Origin of the sequence: Alcanivorax profundi (assembly GCF_003597125.1) — a bacterium.
Classification (GTDB): Bacteria; Pseudomonadota; Gammaproteobacteria; order Pseudomonadales; family Alcanivoracaceae; genus Alcanivorax; species Alcanivorax profundi.
Genome location: NZ_QYYA01000017.1, coordinates 1 through 1,776, shown reverse-complemented (window position 1 = coordinate 1,776; position 1,776 = coordinate 1). Strand labels below are relative to the sequence as shown.

General features: G+C 58.4%; 1 protein-coding gene. It reads left to right on the top strand.

What is annotated here, in order from left to right; genetic code table 11:
• Positions 1-1,180: 1,180 nt before the first annotated feature.
• A partial coding sequence (locus D4A39_RS18910) for a hypothetical protein (protein ID WP_147393935.1) occupies positions 1,181-1,776 on the top strand: 596 nt, incomplete at its 3' end.

Below are 1,776 nucleotides of genomic sequence, written 5' to 3'. Positions count from 1 at the left end.
GTTTTCGTCCCAGTCGTGGAACACTGGACCAGCTCTATACTCTCTTTAGGGTGCTGGAGGGTTTATGGGAGTTTGCCCAATCAGTTCACATGTGCTTTGTGGATCTGGAGAAGGCATTCGACTGTGTCCCTCGTGGTGCCCTGTGGGGGGTTCTCTGGGAGTATGGTGTCCGGGGCCCTTTGCTAAGGGCTGTCCGGTCCCTGTACGATCGGAGCAGGAGCTTGGTTCGCATTGCTCCACAGAGGAGGCAGAGGCAGAGGGCTTGGAGGTGGACTCGTCCATCACCCAAGCTGAAGTCACCAGGGTAGTTAAGAAGCTCCTTGGCGGCAAGGCGCCGGGGGTGGATGAGATCCGCCCTGAGTACCTCAAATCTCTGGATGTTGTGGGGCTGTCCTGGCTGACACGTCTCTGCAACATTGCGTGGCGGATGGGGACAGTACCTCTGGACTGGCAGACCGGGGTGGTGGTCCCTCTCTTTAAGAAAGGGGACCGGAGGGTGTGTTCCAACTACAGGGGGATTACACTCCTCAGCCTTCCTGGGAAAGTCTATGCCAGGGTCCTGGAGAGGAGAATTCGGCCGATAGTCGAACCTCGGATTCAGGAGGAACAAAGCGGTTTTCGGGATGGAGCGGGAGGTCGATAGGCGGATTGGTGCAGCTTCTGCAGTAATGCGGTCAATGTACCGGTCTGTCGTGGTAAAGAAGGAGCTGAGGTGGATCTGGAGAAGGCATTCGACTGTGTCCCTCTACGTTCCTACTCTCACCAATGGTCGGAGTATGGTGTCCGGGGCCCTTTGCTAAGGGCTGTCCGGTCCCTGTACGACCGGAAGTTTCCTCCGCAGGGTGGCTCGGTGCTCCCTTAGAGATAGGGTGAGGAGCTCGGTCACTCGGGAGGGGGCTGCCCTTTGTCACCGGTTCCTCCACATCGAGAGGAGCCAGCTGAGGTGGCTCGGAGCCAGGGGCCGGAGGGAGTCTGGTTTGGGAACCACAGGATCTCGTCTCTGCTCTTTGCAGATGATGTTGTCCTGTGGAAGACCTAGGTCACGCTGGAGGGACTATGTCTCTCGRCTGGCCTGGGAATGCCTCGGTATTCCTCTGGAAGAGCTGGAGGAAGAGTCTGGGGAGTGTGAAGTCTGGACATCTCTGCTTAGAATGCTGCCCCCCGGGTTGGTGGAGAACTCTTGCCTCAAGTGGAGGAGTTCAAGTATCTTGGGGTCTTGTTCACGAGTGAGGGCAGGATGGAGCGGGAGGTCGATAGGCGGATTGGTGCAGCTTCTGCAGTGATGCGGTTGATGTACCGGTCTGTCGTGGTAAAGAAGGAGCTGAGCTGTAAGGCGAAGCTCTCGATCTACCGGTCGATCTACGTTCCTACTCTCACCTATGGTCATGAGCTTTGGGTCATGACCGAAAGGACAAGATCCCGGATACAGGCGGCCGAAATGAGTTTCCTTCGCAGGGTGGCTGGGCGCTCCCTTAGAGATAGGGTGAGGAGCTCGGTCACTCGGGAGGAGCTCAGAGTAGATCCGCTGCTCCTCCACATCGAGAGGAACCAGCTGAGGTGGCTCGGGCACCTGTTTCGGATGCCTCCTGGACGCCTCCCTGGGGAGGTGTTCAGGGCATGTCCCACCGGGAGGAGACCCCGGGGAAGACCTCGGACACGTTGGAGGGACTATGTCTCTCGGCTGGCCTGGGAACGCCTCGGTATCCCTCCGGAAGAGCTGGAGGAAGTGTCTGGGGAGAGGGAAGTCTGGGCATCTCTGCTTAGAATGCTGCCCCC